This is a genomic window from Campylobacter concisus, assembly GCF_902460845.1.
GTDB lineage: Bacteria > Campylobacterota > Campylobacteria > Campylobacterales > Campylobacteraceae > Campylobacter_A > Campylobacter_A concisus_X.
Map to the genome: position 1 here is coordinate 20,789 of NZ_CABPVS010000002.1, position 15,565 is coordinate 36,353.

The following is a 15,565-nucleotide window of genomic DNA, read 5'->3' on the forward strand; positions in this document are numbered from 1 at the left end:
TTTTAAAGAAGCATGCCAGCGATCATCGCGGCGCCACCAATAAGAATACCACCAAGAATTATAGGTGTAACTTCTCTAATTGCTTGACCACCGAACATTACTTTGTATCCTGCAACCATGATTGCGCCAGTCATGATAAAAACACCAGCAGCAGCTAACCAACCATTCACAGTTGAAAAAAAGTTGTCGACTTTGGTCAGACCAGTCCCACCAGCAGCAAATAGAAAATTTGGGAAAAAAAATAAAAACAGAAAAGCAGAAAACTGCTTGAAATATGAGATTGAAGTAGAGCTAGATTTTAGAAAGCGATTTTTATTCTCTCTCTCTCTCTCTCTCGACGATTAGAGCGGAAATGTTGTTTGTCATTTTATGTCTCCTTTTAAATATTGACACGCAAGTGTAACATATTTTTGAATAAAATGATATAAAAATATGAAAACTCTAATCAATTTTTTATCAGTAACCTACAATTCATCATCCTAGAGCATAGCTAATTTTTTGAAATTTTGATTTTATGATTTGCAAAGCATTAAAAAACCGATAAAAAACCCATCAAGACGATATTTCAAAGTATTTTTTATCTTTTAGTAATATATTTTTTGCTTAAATGCTCTCTAAGCACCTAAAAATAGACTTTTTTAAATTAAAAAACCAGTAAAAAACCGAAAGAAATTTTTATATTCTTAAGAGAATTTAGATAAAAATACCTCTTTTTAAACAAAAAATGGTCTTAAAATAGGTTTTTTACCTTAAATAAAAATATGAATTTTTACTTTTTTAATGCTTTAAAATATCGTTATTACCGAGCTTATAAACGATTTAAGTTTTCTCATACACGCGCTGAAAAAGTTAAAAAACCGAAAAAAATTGCTATACAAATGGCGATTTAAAGGGCTTTATCGGTTTTTTAAGCTGTATTAAAAAACCAGTAAAAAACCGATGAAATAGCATTAAAAAAACGATATAAATTTTTAAAAAACCGAACCTTTTACTGATGTTTTATATCGTATGACTTTAAGATATTAACTTTAAATAAATTGAACTAGATTGTTTAGGTAATCTGCATACCATTGCATTAAAATTCTATTTTGATCAATAGTTGCTGTCTGTCTTTCGTAGGCATATTTAACTGCATTGCTTTCTGTGTGCGCTAGAGCATTTTCTATTGTTTTTTCGCTTATGCCCAATTGTGCCAGATCCGTAAGATGTAAAGAGCAAATTGTTTTAAACGTGGCTCTAAAACCATGAGCAGAAGCTTTAGAATTATATTTTTCTCTGCCGCCTATATTTCTTATGGCATTACTAATGCTGTCTCTGTTAATATGACCTGTTTTTGTAAGAGACGGAAATACAAAATTACTTTCTAATGGTGTATATTGTTTTTGTTCTAGTAAAACTGATAAAGCTTGCTTTGAGAGTGTTATTTGGTGTGCATGCCTCATTTTCATTTGGATAGGCGGAATAGTCCAAATTCCTTTTTTAAGATCTATATCTTTCCATTCAGCACTTACGGTGTTAATGGGACGATTAACGCATAAAATTTGGAGCATTACGGCTCTTTTGACTTGTAGATCTAATTTGCTGTCATTTCGTAAATCAGTCAAAAACTCTTTTAACTCATTTTCATCTGTAATAGCTGGGTATCTTGTGTCGATGCCATTTCTAAGGCTAAAGCTGTTGGAAGTTGGAAATTCATCGTGTAAAGCCTTGCAAGGGTTATAATCTATATATCTATCTTTAATGGCATTTTCATATAGCGAATTTAGCGTATTTATAATTCTGTGTATAGTCTCAAGTCTTGATTTCTTTGGATTATATGGATTAAATAATGGTGTTAATATGGTTTTTAGATCATTAAATTTTATATCTTTAATATCAACATTACCAAATTTAGGCAAGATATATTTTTTTATCCTAGATTTAATTTTGTCTATATAAACCTTATCTAGCTGGTCTATTTTCTCTTTTTTATCAATATATCTATCAAATAGCTCTGAAATTCGATATTTATCTTTGGATCTTACAAAACCACTTTCAAATTTTCTTATAATTTCTATCGCATCTCTTCTTGCTTCAGCAACTGAGTAAATCCCCTCCCTAAATTCTTTCAACTTAAAATGTGTAGTGTTTTTATATTGTATAAAAAATGTTTTCATACCACTTGGATACACTTTTATATAAAGTTCTTTTGGATTGCCCACAGCTTTTTTATATACTTTATTGGCTGGCAACATTGCCCTTATATCTTTATCAAACAAATTTGCGGTAGAAACTCTTGGCATCTTTTACTCCTTTTTTAAAAGTTACCTTTATGTAGTAAGAATTACCTTATATGTAACTAGAATTATCTGGAAGTAATTGTATATAAAAAAGAAGTAAAAAGAATTAGATAGCTACTTTTAGCCCATGAAATCGGAATTATAAAGAAGTAAAAAGAATTAAAAAGAAGTATAAGGAATTATAAAAAACATAAAATGGTGGGTTCACCAGGACTCGAACCTGGGACCATCCGGTTATGAGCCGGATGCTCTAACCAACTGAGCTATGAACCCACAGTTGAAAGAAAACTGTATTATACAAGAAAAAGCTTATCTAAATATAAAAATAATTCTTTTTTTCTAGCATATAAAACTGAGAAATTTTTAAAGTAAAAGCCCTAAAAATAGGGCTTAAAATCATTTATAATTTTTAATTGCGGTGTCTAAAATTTCTTTTGCAGCATTTGCATCTTTAAATTCTTTTACTTTTACCCATTTGTTTGGCTCGAGAATTTTATAAGTTTCAAAGAAATTTTTGATCTTATTTAGTGTTGCAGCTGGCAGATCCTCGTAGCTTTTTATCGCTTCATATCTTGGATCGATCTTTGTAACCGGCACAGCCAAAAGCTTTTCGTCCATGCCAGCCTCATCTTCCATTACCAAAACGCCTATCAAGCGACAAGGGATGACACTGCCAGCTTGGAGCGAATACTCATTTAGTACCAAAATATCAGCTGGATCGCCATCAGCCGCAAGTGTGTTTGGCACAAAGCCGTAGTTTGCTGGGTAAAACATCGCTGAGTAAAGCACACGATCAACTACAACCGCACCGCTATCTTTGTCGATCTCGTATTTGATATTTGAGCCATAAGGTATTTCGATTACGGCATTGATTTTGTCTGGGTTTGAACCAGCTTTAATCTTTGAAACGTCCATATATTCGTCCTTTTTATTAGAAATTTTCGTGATTTTAGTATTTTTTGCATTAAATACGCGTAAAATTTAACTACTTTATAACCTCTACGCTATCGACATCGATCTCTGTTTTCATAAGGTCTTTATCCACTTCGCCTCTTATTCTTAAAGGTGTATCTTCGTTGGCTGTTATGTTGCCCCATTTTTTGTTATCGATCTCAATAATAATGACATCACCATTTTTATCAATAAATTCATATTTGTCTGATTTTATATGTGATTTTATTTTGCCCTCAAGTACGACTTTAGCGTCGTCTTTTAGTTTTAAAGCCTCTTTTACGCTTATCGCTTCGCCTGAGTACTTTGATGTGAAGCCTCCAGTCATTGCGATACTAGCAGCTAGTGAAGCGATTATAATTTTTTTCATTTTTATCCTTTTGGAATTTGTTGTAAAAATTTAAAAGGATATTACATTTTTGATGTTAATGAAAAGTAAGTTTTACAGACCTTACACCTTTTGATGCAAGGTCTGTAAATTTATAAAAGTTTAGCTAGTAAATTTTTGATATCAGCTACGATCTCGTCTATACCACGTTCACCGTTTACCACATGAAGTAGCTCTTTTTTACTGTAAAATTCACGGATAGAAACAATCGGATCAAGATATACTTTCATGCGGTTGTTAAATACTTCGTTGTTGTCATCAGCACCTCTTGCACGGCCGAGCACTCTTGCTCTTGCTACATCTTCGCTAACGTCAACTTCAATTACGCCTTTAAGAGAAATTTCATTCTGCTCACTTAAAACCTTATCAAGCTCTGTCATTTGTTCAACGCTTCTTGGGTAGCCGTCTATTATGATGTTTGATTTTTCTGAGCCTTTAATGGCTGATACGATCGCATTTACGACAACGTCAAGCGGAACTAAATTTCCTTTTGAGATAAAGCCATCTATCAGCTTACCAAGCTCGCTACCACTAGCAACCTCAGCTCTTAAAAGATCGCCAGTTGAGAAGTGTGCAAATTTTTCATCTTGCTGCGCGATGAGTGATGCGTCTGTCGTTTTTCCGCTACCTGGAGCGCCTATGATTAAAAATAAATTCTTCATTCTTTCCCTTTTTTATATTTTTTGAGTGTCTTTGAATGAGTTTGAAAATTTCTATGCAACATCCAAATTCATCTCAAAAATTTAAATCTTTAAATTAACTCAAATTTAGACATCTAAAAAGTCCAAATTTATTACAACAAAATTTTAAGCTTTTTGCTCTTTTTCTCTTATCCTTAGTCCTAGCTCCCTAAGCTGCTCGTTGCTAGCGTGACTTGGTGCTTTTGTGAGTGGGCACTGAGCACGCTGCGTTTTAGGGAATGCTATAACATCACGGATCGAGCCTGCTTTATTTACAAGCATATTTAGTCTGTCAAATCCGATCGCGATACCACCATGTGGAGGCGCGCCAAACGTCAAGGCATCAAGCAAGAAGCCAAATTTCTCACGCTGCTCCTCTTCGTCTATGCCAAGAAGCTTAAAGACCTTTTGTTGGATATCGTTTTTGTGAATTCTTATACTTCCGCCACCAAGCTCAAAGCCGTTTAGCACAACGTCGTGAGCGATAGAGAGGATGTCTTCAAGATCAGGCTCGTCTATATTTTTTGGCATTGTAAATGGATGGTGCATCGCAGAGTAGCTGCCATCATCATTTTGCTCAAACATTGGGAAGTCAAGCACCCATAAAAACTCAAGTTTGTCTTGATCGATGATGCCCATTTGCTCAGCTAGGAAAATTCTAAATCGTCCCATATAATCAAGCACGATTTTTTTCTTGCCAGCACCAAAAAATACTACGTCACCAACTTTTAGCTCACATCTTGAGACGATCTCGTCAAGATCGCTTTGTTCAAAAAATTTGCAAAGTGGGCCTTTTAGGCCATCTTCTTTCATCTGGAAGTAGCCAAGACCTTGTGCACCAAATTTACGTACAAATTCCTCAAATCTATTCATCTCACGTTTACTAAAGATGTTGTCGCCATTTGGCACTTTTAGCGCTTTGATACGGTTTTTCTTCTTATCTTTTGCGATCGAGCTAAAAATTTCATTGCTTGAGCGCTCGAAAATATCGATAACATCGATCATTTTTAGATCATATCTAAGATCAGGCTTATCTGAGCCATAAGTCTCAGTCGCCTCTTTGTAGCTCATACGTCTAAATGGCGTTTTAATATCGTATCCGCAGGCTTTAAATATATCTTTTAGCATCGTCTCAGCCATATTTATGATATCTTCTTGCTCGACAAAGCTCATTTCGATATCTATTTGAGTAAATTCTGGTTGGCGATCAGCCCTTAGATCTTCGTCGCGGAAACATTTTGCGATTTGGAAATATTTATCAAAGCCCGAGCACATCAAAAGCTGCTTAAATAGCTGTGGGCTTTGTGGGAGCGCATAAAATTGACCCGGATATACACGGCTTGGCACTAGGTAGTCTCTCGCTCCTTCTGGAGTTGCGCGTGTTAAAACTGGAGTTTCAAACTCGATAAAGCCCATTTTATCTAGGCTATTTCTAGCTGCGATCGCCGCACGAGAACGCATTTTAAAGATATTTTGCAAGCGCTCGCTTCTAAGATCTAAAAAGCGGTATTTTAGCCTAATGTCCTCATTTACGCTCTCATCGCCTATCATAAATGGTAGCGGCTCGCTTGGATTTTCGATGATTAGCTCACTTACTATTACTTCTATCTCACCAGTTTTTAGCTTTGGATTGGTTAGCCCTTCGCCTCTAGCCCTTACTTTTCCTTTTGCTTTTAAGACATATTCATCTCTTACTTTTGCAGCCACGTCGTGTGCTTCTTTGCTGTCAGCAGGGTCACAGACTAATTGTATAAGCCCGCTAACGTCTCTTAAGTCGATGAAAACAACGCCGCCATGGTCTCTATATGTGTTTGCCCAGCCACAAAGTATTACTTCTTTACCGATATCAGCTTTGCTAAGATCGGTGCAATAATGACTTCGCATAAAATGCTCCTTTGCAATGTTTTTTAGGCAATTATAATCGCTTTTTTCTTTTGAAAAGCTTTGTTAAAATAAAATATGTTACAATCATTTACATGGAAAATGAACAAAAATTTAATACTTTTTGCACAAAAAAAGTGGGACTTATCGCTAAAGATTATCCATTATTTAGGCAAGATTTAGAAAAATTAGAAAAAATTTTAAAAAAGTATAACGCAGAAATTTTGCTTGAAAAAAATTGTGCTAAGCGCATAGAAAAGAGTGGTTTTGAGTTGATAAAACTAGCCGAAGAGTGCGAATTTTTGATCACTCTTGGCGGAGATGGCACGATCATTTCAACTTGTAGAAAACTAGCTCATATCTCACCGCTTGTCCTTGGCATACACGCTGGTAGGCTAGGCTTTTTAACAGATATTACGATAAATGAGAGTGAGAAATTTTTTAAAGACTTTTTTGATGATAAATTTGAGGTGGAAACGCCTTTTATGCTAGATGTCACGCTTCATAAAAATGATGGCAAAACCGAGCAAAAGATAGCATTTAACGATGCAGTTATCGTTAGTAAAAATGGTGGTTCGATGACGCATATCGAGGCACTTTTAAATGAAAAATATTTTAATTCATATTTTGGAGACGGCGTTATAGTAGCGACACCTGCTGGAACCACGGCATATAATATGAGCGCAAATGGCCCTATTATCTATCCATTAAGCGAAGTTTTCACAGTAACTCCTATCTGCTCGCACTCACTTACACAGCGTCCAGTCGTGCTCACGAAAAATCACACGGTTAAATTTAGAACAAATAGTGACGCCATTTTAGTAATAGACGGACAAGATAGATTTGATATGAGTAAAATTTCAGCCGTCAGTATGAGTCTGAGCGAGAAAAAAGCGAGGCTGATACGCCACATCGGTAGGGATTATTTTCAAATTTTAAAAGAGAAACTTCACTGGGGTTATAATGATTGATCGAATTTTGATTAAGGATTATCTAAATTTTAAAAATGTCGAGCTAAATTTCAAAGAGGGTCTTAGCGTATTTACGGGCGTTAGCGGCGCTGGCAAGTCGGTGCTTATGGGTGCAATTATGGCTGTTTTTGGGCTAAAAGATAGCGAGGCAAGGCTGATAGAAGCTGATGTGGAGCATAAATTTGAGCTTGATGAGTTTGGCATAGAAAACGAAGAGGTTAATATTTTCAAGCTTTTAAAAGATAAGAGCACGAGGTATTTTATAAACCAGCAAGCCATCTCAAAGAAAAATTTAGCCCAAGTGGCGCGCGAGCACATCAAATATCTCTCGGCAAAAGAGGCAAATGAATTTGAAAATGAGAAATTTCTAAATTTGCTTGATAGGCTAGAAATTTCAAAAAATGAGAATTTTAAAGAGATAAAACAAGAATTTGAAGAGGCGTTTTTAGAATTTTCTAAAATTTCAAAAGAGCTAGCCACTATAAAAGAGGAAGAGAAAAAGGTCGAGGAGCTAAAGGAGCTTGCTAGCTTTGAGATCGAGAAGATAAGAAGCGTGGGGCCTAAAAAAGGCGAGTTTGAAGAGCTTATGGAGACTAAAAAGAGGCTTAGTAAAAAGGATAAGATAAATGAGGCGTGGGCTAGAGCTGAGCGGATATTTGAGCTAGAGCACAGCGTAAATGAGGCGCTAAGCATCAGCGACCTTGACAACGGCTTTTTTGAAGATGCGATGAACGAGCTAAGGGTCGCAAGAGATAGCCTAAATATGGAGGAGCTTGACGATATCGACGTGGAGAGCGTGCTTGATAGAATAGAAGCTCTTAATGCCATTATTAGGCGATACGGCAGCGAAGAGGAGGCATTGGAAGCGCTTGCTAAAAAGGAAAAAGAGCTTGCCAGATATGAAAATTTAAGCTTTGAAAAGAGCGAGCTAGAGAAGAAATTTGAAATTTTAAGCAAAAAGGCAAATGAGCTAGCCAGCACTTTAAGCAAGGCAAGGATCGTAAATTTAAAAGAGCTTGAGGTGATGATAAATTCATATTTAAAAGAGCTTTATATGCCAGATATTACGCTAAAAATAGAAGAAAAAAGACTTGATATTTTAGGACTTGATGAAATTTTTTTAAATTTAAACGAGACCTCACTTAAAAATTTAAGCTCAGGCGAGCTAAATCGCTTAAGGCTGGCCTTCATAGCTGCCTCTAGCGAGATCACAAAAACCGGCGGTGACGTCATAATTTTAGATGAAATAGATGCAAATTTAAGTGGAAAAGAGGCGATGAGTATCGCAAATGTCTTGCTTAAGCTTGCAAGTTTTTATCAAATTTTTGCCATTTCACATCAGCCACAGCTTAGCTCAAAGGCAAATTCTCACTTTTTGGTAGAACGTCATGAGGAAAACTCGGTCGTAAGAGAGCTTGATAAAGATGAACGAGTGAGCGAATTAGCACGTATGATAAGCGGTGAGCACATAAGTGAAGAGGCAATAAATTTTGCTAAAGGGCTTTTAAAGTAGCTTAATTTAAATTATTAATTTAAGCTTTGTAAATAAATTTATTTGATAAAATCGCCACTAATTTGATAAAAATTTTTGTAGGAATAATATGGAAAGAATCCTTGTAGTTGATGATAATAAGGCGCTAGCAAAGCTGATTGTTATGCAAATGGAAAAGACTATTGATGATATGACAATTGATGTCGCATACAGTTTTGCCGAGGCTAAGACGCTAATTAGCGAGCATGACAAAGATTATTTTATGACTATTTTGGATTTAAATTTACCAGATGCTCCAAATGGAGAGATCGTTGATTATGCGCTTTCCAAAGGACTTTCGGCTATCGTTTTAACAGGTAGCATTGACGATGAAACAAGGCAAAATTTTATAAATAAAGATATTGTGGATTATGTTTATAAAGGGAATATGGACGATATCAACTATATCTTCCAAATGATAAATAGACTGAGCAAAAATAGACAATATAAGGTTTTGGTTGTCGAAGACTCGCTTCCTTTTAGAAATATGATAAAAAAGATATTAACCAGCCTTCAGTTTAAAGTTTTGGCCGCAGCTCACGGCGAAGAGGCAATGAACTATTTTGCGGATAATCCTGATATAAATCTTATAATAACTGATTATAGAATGCCGGTAAAAGATGGTCTTGAAGTTTTAAAAGAGGTTAGAAAAGAAAAAGATAAAAATAGTCTTGGTGTAATCGTTATGACATCGCCTAGCGAAAAGACTGACGCATCAATATTTTTAAAAAATGGTGCGAGCGATTTTATAGCAAAACCATTTTCAAAAGAAGAGCTAATATGCCGTGTTAATAATACGATCGAAGCGATGGAAAATATAAACAAGATAGCAAATTTTGCAAATCGCGACTTCTTAACCGGAGTTTATAATAGAAGATTTTTTTATTCTGACGTAGAAGAGTATGTTCAAGTAGCTGAAGAGACTAATGAGCCTTACGCTTTTGCAATGATTGATGTTGATTATTTCAAAAAGATAAATGATAAATATGGCCATGATGGCGGAGATAAGGTACTAAAATCAATCGCAAAAATTTTAAATGACAATACAAAAGGAAGTGATATCGTTGCTAGATTTGGCGGCGAAGAATTTTGCGTTGTCCTTAAAAAGATAAATAAAGAAGAAGCTGTTAAATTTTTTGTAAATTTACGAGCCAAAGTGGCTGAAAATGAAGTAACTATAAAAAAGGAAAAAGTAAAAGTTACTATATCAATAGGTGTATCTTTTGGCAATGGGCATTGCGAGATAGACGATATGCTTGAGGCTTGCGATTCAGCACTTTACACCGCAAAAGAAAATGGTAGAAACAGAGTAGAAATAGCTTTATGATTATAGATACGCATTGTCATTTAGATAGTAAAGTTTATGATCCTGACCTTGATAAAATTTTAGATGAAGCTAGAAATTTAGGGCTAAAAGGCTTTATTATCCCGGGAGCTGATATCAATGATTTACCAAAAGCGGCTAAAATAGCGCATGAAAATTCTGACATTTTCTTTGCCGTTGGAGTTCATCCATATGATAAAGAGAGTTTTAGTATTGAAATTTTAAGAAATTTTGCTAAAGATGAAAAATGCGTGGCGATTGGTGAATGTGGTCTTGATTACTACCGTTTGCCAAAAGATGAAAATGAAAAGATAAAAGAAAAAGATGAACAAAAACGTATTTTTTTAGCTCAACTTGATTTAGCTGTTGAGTTAAAAAAACCCGTTATTCTTCACATTAGGGAGGCTAATGAGGACTCTTTTAATATCTTAAAAGAGTATTCACCAAAGCTTGAAGCTGGAGCGATTTTGCACTGTTATAATGCTTCGCCACTTCTTTTAGAGCTTTGTAAATTTGGGAATTTTCATTTTGGTATAGGCGGTGTTTTAACATTTAAAAATGCTAAAAATTTAGTCGAAATTTTGCCAAAAATCCCATTTGATAGGATAGTTATTGAAACTGACGCTCCTTATCTCACGCCAGAACCAAATCGTGGCAAGAGAAATGAGCCGGCGTTTACGACATTTGTTGCTAAAAAGATAGCTGAAATTTTAAACCTTGAGTTTGAAGTTGTTTGTGAAAAAACTTCAAATAATGCCAAAAGGTTGTTTAAGTGCTTTGCTTAAATTTTGAGCGTTGCACTTGTTTAAGATGCTAGCATCTTAAGTTTTGACACGAAAAAGGATAGAAATGAAAGCAATGCTTAAAATATTTTTAATGTTTGCATGTAGTACCTTGCTACTAGCAAATACACCTGAAAAGAGCTCATACGATACTCAGGTAAAAATTTTAAAAGAGTTGGACATCGATGCTAGCTTTATGAAGACTTCTCACTATGCAAAGATGAGGAAAGGTATCAAACAATCACAACTTGAAACATTTACAGATGCTCTAAAAAATGGTTATATGTATATACCGATGGTAAAAGAGCAGATCAAAAAATCAGGCGTACCTGAGTCATTCTTTTATCTAGCTATGATAGAATCAGGCTTTTCAAATCACACAGTCTCAAACGCAAAAGCTACTGGCATGTGGCAGTTTATGGAGCAAACGGCTAGACTGCATGGTCTAAAGGTAGGACAGTATGTCGATGAGAGAAAAGATCCAGTAGAGTCTACTATTGCAGCAACAAATTATCTAAAGTCGCTTAAAAATCAATTTGGCAAATGGTATCTAGCAGCTATGGCCTATAACTGCGGTGATGGAGCTTTAAAAAGAGCCATACAAAAAGCTGGTACAGATGATCTTGTAACGCTTCTTGATGCTGAGAAAAAATACCTTCCAGCCGAAACTAGAAATTTTGTTATCAAAATTTTAAGAGCAGCATATACCGCAAAAGACGCGGACTTCTTGATGTCTAAAGATTCATCTTTATTAAATATAAATGGAGGACTAAAGCTTGTAAAAGTAAAAGTTCCAGGCGGTACAAATTTAGCTCAAATAGGCGATAGTATCGGTCTTAGTACAAAAAAAATGAAAAACAACAATCCGCACTTAAAATTTGTATTTACTCCACCAACTCTAAAAGATTATTATGTTTATATCCCTGAAAATAAAAAGCAGCTTTTTGCAGAAAATTTCAAGCCATTTAATGGTAAAAACAATTTTTATGCCTACGTTGTAAAAAAAGGCGAAACATTACTTTCTATCTCTAAAAAAACAGGTGTTAGTCATAGAGCGATCAAGGACTACAACGAGCTTAGCACAAATGCCGTAAGCTATAATCAAAAACTAATTATTCCATTTTCCGCCCAAAATAAATCTCAAAACTATCTAGTCCAAGCTGGTGATACGATAGCTTCTTTATCTAAAAAATTTAATGTGAGCGAAAAAGATTTAAAAGATGCAAATTCTTTTGCTAGTTCAAATTTAAATGTTGGAGCAAATATTGTCATACCATAAGAGCCTAAAATTTTATATAGGGCTAAGTTTTACTCTTCTAGTTACTGGTTGCTCTTGGAGCGGGGCACCATTTACACCAAGTGGTCCAACTAATGTAAAGGGCAACAATTCAGCTTCTATCCAAAAAGCAACAATGAGACCTTACACGATAAATGGTAAAACATACTACCCAACCGTTGTAAGTGTGGGCGATAAGGCAAGTGGCACGGCAAGCTGGTATGGTCCAAATTTTCATGGCAAAACAACCTCAAACGGTGAAATTTATAATATGTACAACATGACTGCAGCACACAAAACTTTGCCGATGAATACGATCCTTAAAGTAATAAATTTAAGAAATCAAAAAAGCGTTATTGTGCGTGTAAACGATCGTGGACCTTTTGTGGCTGATAGAGTTTTAGATCTTTCAAAGGCGGCTGCAACTAAACTTGATATTATCGGTACAGGCACAGCTCCAGTCAGTATGGAAGTCATAGGCTTTAATGAAGATATTAATGCTGTTGCAAGCATTAACACTCAAGTAAAATCAACAAGCACTGGTATAAAAGTGCCAAATCCAGTCTCTCCGACAGCTCCAACTGGAGGCATTATTATTTCGTCAGAGCAACGAGTCGTAGGTGGAGATTTTATGGTGCAAATTGGCTCATTTAAAAACCTTGAGGGCGCAAACAGATATCAAAGAGAACATCAAAGCATAGATGGCTATAAGTCGGTAGTCAGGACATTTACTATAGATGGCTCGACCATTTATAGAGTATTTTTAAATGGCTTTAGAAGTGAGGACGAGGCTAGAGATTATGCAAGAAGCGGTAAATTCCAAGGTGCATTTATAGTAAGAGGTTAGGGCGTGAGAGAAGAAATTTTAGAACTAACTAGAAATACAAAAGAGACACAAATCTCAATGAAACTTAAAATTTATGGCTCTGGTGTTGCAAAGATAGATACTAGCATTGGCTTTTTTGACCATATGCTTGAGGCATTTACTAAGCATTCTTTGCTTGATCTTGAAATTTCATGCAAGGGCGACACGCATGTGGATTTTCACCACAGCGTTGAGGATGTTGGCATAGTTTTGGGTCAGCTTTTAAAAGAGGCCTTGTACCCTTTAAGTGGCGTTGAGAGATTTGGTGAGGCAAGCGTTGTTATGGATGAGGCGGCTGTTTTTTGTGCGCTAGATCTTAGCAATAGAGCCTATCTTGTCTATGAAAATTTTAATGAAAATGCCAAAGCAGGGGAGTTTGACACGGAGCTTGTGGAGGAGTTTTTTAGGGCAGTTGCTGTAAATTCTGGTATCACGCTTCATCTAAATCAAATTCGCGGTAAAAACACTCACCACATAATCGAAGCAACATTTAAATCATTTGCCGTAGCATTTCGTAGAGCGCTTGCTAAAAACGCAAGGATAGGCACACCAAGCACAAAGGGTGTTTTATGATAGAGATTATATTTTTAGATGTTGATGGCTGCATGACTGATGGCAAGATCATCTATAATGCAAATGGTGAAGAGCTTAAATTTTTTGATGTAAAAGACGGCTACGCGATAGAAAGCTGGTTAAAGCTTGGCAAAAAAGTAGCTATCATCACTGGCAGAAATTCAGCCATCGTTGAGCGAAGAGCTGAAGATCTAAAGATAAATCACGTCTATCAAGGCGTTGGTGATAAATTTGAAGTGGCGAGTGAGATATTAAAATTTGAAGGGCTTAGCTTTAAAAACGCAGCAGCTATCGGCGATGACTACAATGACTATAAAATTTTAAATGCAGTTGCTTGGAGCTTTAAGCCAAAAGATGCGATAAAAGAGCTTGATGTAAAGACAAAACTAAAGCACAAAGGTGGCAATGGCGCGGTTAGAGAGATGATAGAGCTTATTATAAAATCAGAAAATTTATATGACGAGTGGTCGAAGCGTTGGTTGTAAAAATTTTCTACTTCGTCGTGGCTATTTTTAGTGTCGTGATGATATTTTTGGCAGCTCAAGATCCATACCTTACAAATGTTTTAAAGATCGACACAAAGATATCAAATATGCAGATAAATGACGTGATAGATTATGAGATAAATTCCACGAAAATAAGCGGAGTCTACGAGGCTGATGAGCTAAATAGATACAATGATAAAGATGAATTTTTGAGTTTTAAAGCAAAAATTTTAAGAGGAAATTTAAAACATTTTCTAAGCTCAGACAAAGCAATCTCACAAAATGACGAAATCATTTTTCAAAAGAATGCGAACTATGAAAACAACGATAGTTTGAGATTTATAAGTGACGAAGTGATATATGGAACAAAAACAAAAATAGTAAGATCTGAAGCAAATTTCACGCTCATAAGAAATAATGATAAGGCACTGGGTGAGAGTGGAAGCTATGATCTTGGCAAAAAACAAACGCAGGTAAAAGGGTTAAGGGCATGGGTAGAAGAAAATCAGCGATTTTAGCGGTGATATTGGGTTTTACATTTTTAAATGCAGAGCAAGTTGAAATCACATCAAATGATTTTTTTGCAGATGAGAATAAGCAAACTAGTGAATTTATAGGTAATGTAAATATCAAAAAGGGTTCATTTGATGAGCTTAAGGCAGATAAGGTGGTCGTCTATTTTGACAAAAAACGCCAGCCTATAAAATATGTGGCCACTGGCAATGCTAGAGCTAAAATTTTTATAAAAGATAAGCACTACGACGGCAAAGGCAATACTCTTACATACGAGCCAGCAAAACAGGTCTATACTGTTAGTGGAAATGGCTATTTGCATGAGGTAGAAACTGATAAGAATGTTTATGGTGAAAAGATCGTTGTCAACCAAAAAAATGGCACATATAGTGTAAATAGTGATGAAAAAAAGCCTGTTAAGTTTATCTTTCAGGTAGAGGAAAAAGATAAGTGATAAGGCCACTAGGTGCTAAATTTATCACATCAAGTCCAAGTATAAAAGAGGCTCCAAGCTTCGTAACAAGCGAAGTTGTCTTTTTGGGTAGATCAAATGTTGGTAAAAGCAGCCTCATAAATACACTTGTAAATCAAAAAAATCTAGCCAAAAGCTCATCGACTCCTGGCAAAACTCAGCTTATAAATTTTTTTGAGGCCGAGTTTTGTGAGCAAAAAGATGAGCAGGAAGAAAAAGATAAATTTAAGCTCATTTTTGTTGATTTGCCAGGCTTTGGCTATGCAAAAGTGGCAAAGTCAAAGCATGATGAATGGCGTAAAAATTTAGATGAGTTTTTGAAATTTAGAAGCGACATTAGACTTTTTATACACCTAATTGATGCTAGACATTTTGATTTAGACATAGACGTAAATGTGGATGCTTATCTAAAAAGCTTTTTAAGAGCTGACCAGAAAATTTTAAATTTATATACAAAAAGCGATAAGCTAAATCAAAGCCAAAAGAGTGCGGTAATGAAATTTGACCCAAGCGGCATCTTGGTCTCAACTCTTAATAAAAGCGGTATCGAAAAGGCTAGAGAAGCTATCATAAATAACGCTCTTGGTAGATAAA

17 protein-coding genes and 1 tRNA gene are annotated in these 15,565 nt (G+C 35.4%); 11 read left to right on the plus strand and 7 right to left on the minus strand.

Annotated features, from left to right (window positions below; genetic code table 11):
- Positions 1 to 2: 2 nt before the first annotated feature.
- From F3H00_RS01705 to aspS, 7 genes are all read right to left on the minus strand, one after another.
- A complete protein-coding gene (locus F3H00_RS01705) occupies positions 3 to 281 on the minus strand; it encodes a TrbC/VirB2 family protein (RefSeq protein ID WP_149703669.1) in 279 nt (92 codons plus the stop codon).
- A 747-nt stretch (positions 282 to 1,028) separates the two neighbouring features.
- Positions 1,029 to 2,282: a tyrosine-type recombinase/integrase gene (locus F3H00_RS01710; protein WP_103596802.1), complete on the minus strand. Its 1,254-nt coding sequence runs from the start codon at positions 2,280 to 2,282 to the stop codon at positions 1,029 to 1,031.
- Between the two features lie 193 nt (positions 2,283 to 2,475).
- Positions 2,476 to 2,552, minus strand: a tRNA-Ile gene (locus F3H00_RS01715).
- Positions 2,553 to 2,675: 123 nt separating this feature from the next.
- Entirely contained in the window at positions 2,676 to 3,194 is a 519-nt protein-coding gene (ppa, locus tag F3H00_RS01720; protein WP_148798162.1) for an inorganic diphosphatase, read from the minus strand.
- Positions 3,195 to 3,264: 70 nt separating this feature from the next.
- Complete coding sequence (locus tag F3H00_RS01725; RefSeq protein WP_148798164.1) at positions 3,265 to 3,600, minus strand: NirD/YgiW/YdeI family stress tolerance protein; 336 nt, start codon at positions 3,598 to 3,600, stop codon at positions 3,265 to 3,267.
- Positions 3,601 to 3,710: 110 nt separating this feature from the next.
- Complete coding sequence (locus F3H00_RS01730) at positions 3,711 to 4,280, minus strand: adenylate kinase (RefSeq protein ID WP_148798166.1); 570 nt, start codon at positions 4,278 to 4,280, stop codon at positions 3,711 to 3,713.
- 144 nt (positions 4,281 to 4,424) lie between these two features.
- Positions 4,425 to 6,182 carry an aspartate--tRNA ligase gene (gene aspS / locus F3H00_RS01735; RefSeq protein ID WP_148798168.1) on the minus strand — a complete coding sequence of 586 codons (1,758 nt, stop codon included), beginning with the start codon at positions 6,180 to 6,182 and terminating at the stop codon, positions 4,425 to 4,427.
- A gap of 92 nt (positions 6,183 to 6,274) precedes the next feature.
- Between aspS and F3H00_RS01740 the strand changes: the two genes are divergently transcribed.
- The 11 genes from F3H00_RS01740 (at position 6,275) to yihA (ending at position 15,564) form a co-directional block, all read left to right on the plus strand.
- Entirely contained in the window at positions 6,275 to 7,150 is an 876-nt protein-coding gene (locus F3H00_RS01740) for an NAD(+) kinase (protein WP_148798170.1), read from the plus strand.
- Positions 7,143 to 8,663, plus strand: a complete 1,521-nt coding sequence (locus F3H00_RS01745; protein WP_187424068.1) for an AAA family ATPase — start codon at positions 7,143 to 7,145, stop codon at positions 8,661 to 8,663. Before F3H00_RS01740 ends, F3H00_RS01745 begins: the two co-directional genes overlap by 8 nt.
- Before the next feature lie 88 nt (positions 8,664 to 8,751).
- A complete protein-coding gene (locus F3H00_RS01750; RefSeq protein WP_107686637.1) occupies positions 8,752 to 10,008 on the plus strand; it encodes a GGDEF domain-containing response regulator in 1,257 nt (418 codons plus the stop codon).
- Complete coding sequence (locus tag F3H00_RS01755) at positions 10,005 to 10,790, plus strand: TatD family hydrolase (protein ID WP_148798172.1); 786 nt, start codon at positions 10,005 to 10,007, stop codon at positions 10,788 to 10,790. The genes F3H00_RS01750 and F3H00_RS01755 overlap by 4 nt, the downstream gene beginning before the upstream one ends.
- Positions 10,791 to 10,854: 64 nt before the next feature.
- Positions 10,855 to 12,066 (plus strand): lytic transglycosylase domain-containing protein, encoded by a 1,212-nt coding sequence (locus tag F3H00_RS01760; protein ID WP_148798174.1) that lies wholly within the window; start codon positions 10,855 to 10,857, stop codon positions 12,064 to 12,066.
- Entirely contained in the window at positions 12,053 to 12,910 is an 858-nt protein-coding gene (locus F3H00_RS01765; RefSeq protein ID WP_148798176.1) for a septal ring lytic transglycosylase RlpA family protein, read from the plus strand. Before F3H00_RS01760 ends, F3H00_RS01765 begins: the two co-directional genes overlap by 14 nt.
- 15 nt (positions 12,911 to 12,925) lie before the next feature.
- On the plus strand, positions 12,926 to 13,501 hold the full coding sequence (gene hisB / locus F3H00_RS01770; RefSeq protein WP_187424079.1) for an imidazoleglycerol-phosphate dehydratase HisB: 576 nt from the start codon (positions 12,926 to 12,928) through the stop codon (positions 13,499 to 13,501).
- Positions 13,498 to 13,986: a KdsC family phosphatase gene (locus F3H00_RS01775; RefSeq protein ID WP_148798180.1), complete on the plus strand. Its 489-nt coding sequence runs from the start codon at positions 13,498 to 13,500 to the stop codon at positions 13,984 to 13,986. Before hisB ends, F3H00_RS01775 begins: the two co-directional genes overlap by 4 nt.
- The gene (locus F3H00_RS01780) at positions 13,977 to 14,504 is read left to right on the plus strand and encodes an LPS export ABC transporter periplasmic protein LptC (protein WP_148798182.1); all 528 of its coding nucleotides are present in this window, start codon (positions 13,977 to 13,979) and stop codon (positions 14,502 to 14,504) included. Before F3H00_RS01775 ends, F3H00_RS01780 begins: the two co-directional genes overlap by 10 nt.
- On the plus strand, positions 14,477 to 14,953 hold the full coding sequence (gene lptA / locus F3H00_RS01785; protein ID WP_148798184.1) for a lipopolysaccharide transport periplasmic protein LptA: 477 nt from the start codon (positions 14,477 to 14,479) through the stop codon (positions 14,951 to 14,953). Before F3H00_RS01780 ends, lptA begins: the two co-directional genes overlap by 28 nt.
- Positions 14,950 to 15,564 carry a ribosome biogenesis GTP-binding protein YihA/YsxC gene (gene yihA / locus F3H00_RS01790; RefSeq protein WP_084108576.1) on the plus strand — a complete coding sequence of 205 codons (615 nt, stop codon included), beginning with the start codon at positions 14,950 to 14,952 and terminating at the stop codon, positions 15,562 to 15,564. The genes lptA and yihA overlap by 4 nt, the downstream gene beginning before the upstream one ends.
- The last annotated feature ends 1 nt before the right edge of the window (position 15,565 follow it).

Coding starts and splice junctions, on each gene's coding strand:
- F3H00_RS01710 (WP_103596802.1), bottom strand. CDS start 2,282: ATGCCAAGAGTTTCTACCGCAAATTTGTTTGATAAAGATATAAGGGCA.
- ppa (WP_148798162.1), bottom strand. CDS start 3,194: ATGGACGTTTCAAAGATTAAAGCTGGTTCAAACCCAGACAAAATCAAT.
- F3H00_RS01725 (WP_148798164.1), bottom strand. CDS start 3,600: ATGAAAAAAATTATAATCGCTTCACTAGCTGCTAGTATCGCAATGACT.
- F3H00_RS01730 (WP_148798166.1), bottom strand. CDS start 4,280: ATGAAGAATTTATTTTTAATCATAGGCGCTCCAGGTAGCGGAAAAACG.
- aspS (WP_148798168.1), bottom strand. CDS start 6,182: ATGCGAAGTCATTATTGCACCGATCTTAGCAAAGCTGATATCGGTAAA.
- F3H00_RS01740 (WP_148798170.1), top strand. CDS start 6,275: ATGGAAAATGAACAAAAATTTAATACTTTTTGCACAAAAAAAGTGGGA.
- F3H00_RS01745 (WP_187424068.1), top strand. CDS start 7,143: ATGATTGATCGAATTTTGATTAAGGATTATCTAAATTTTAAAAATGTC.
- F3H00_RS01750 (WP_107686637.1), top strand. CDS start 8,752: ATGGAAAGAATCCTTGTAGTTGATGATAATAAGGCGCTAGCAAAGCTG.
- F3H00_RS01755 (WP_148798172.1), top strand. CDS start 10,005: ATGATTATAGATACGCATTGTCATTTAGATAGTAAAGTTTATGATCCT.
- F3H00_RS01760 (WP_148798174.1), top strand. CDS start 10,855: ATGAAAGCAATGCTTAAAATATTTTTAATGTTTGCATGTAGTACCTTG.
- F3H00_RS01775 (WP_148798180.1), top strand. CDS start 13,498: ATGATAGAGATTATATTTTTAGATGTTGATGGCTGCATGACTGATGGC.
- lptA (WP_148798184.1), top strand. CDS start 14,477: ATGGGTAGAAGAAAATCAGCGATTTTAGCGGTGATATTGGGTTTTACA.